Raw genomic sequence first — 588 nt, 5'->3', positions numbered from 1 at the left:
TCCGTCACCCGGTGCAGGACAGCCCGCTGGCACCACAGGTGGTGAATTACGACTACGACGTGCTGGGCAGGATGACGGTGCGCGAAACGGCACAGCACCGCACCGAGTATCGCTACCACGCCATGAGCACGGAGATCCACCGCTTCCCCTACGCTGCATGGCGGCAGGCCATGATCAGCGAGTGTGAACCGGCGGATGCGGAAGTGATCGTTTTTCAGCGTGATGAGCTGGGCAGGCTGGTCAGCGAGCAGAACCACTCGGGCACTTATCACCATCAGTATGATGCGCTGGGCAACCTGAGTGCCTCCGTCTACCCTGACGGACGGGAAATGCAGTTCCTGCGCTACGGAACCGGCCATCTGCTGGAGATGCAGCTGACGCTCGGCGGGCGTACGCATGCGCTGGCGGGCTACCGGCGTGACCGTCTGCATCGCGAAACTCACCGCACGCAGGGCGAGCTGGAGCTGGAGACGCAGTACGACATTGCCGGGCGCATCACCCGGCGCTGCAGCGTGGATAACCTGCGGCAGCGTCTGGTATCTGAACGGCGCTATCAGTGGGACGGTGCCGATCAGATCATTCGCCAGA

General features: G+C 63.1%; 1 pseudogene. It reads left to right on the top strand.

From position 1 onward, the window contains the following. Positions 1-588, top strand: a pseudogene (locus VH86_RS24555) (RHS repeat domain-containing protein); the annotation flags it as partial.

It is taken from the genome of Pantoea sp. BL1, from assembly GCF_000963985.1.
GTDB lineage: Bacteria > Pseudomonadota > Gammaproteobacteria > Enterobacterales > Enterobacteriaceae > Pantoea > Pantoea rwandensis_B.
This window is presented reverse-complemented; position numbering and strand designations above follow the sequence as displayed.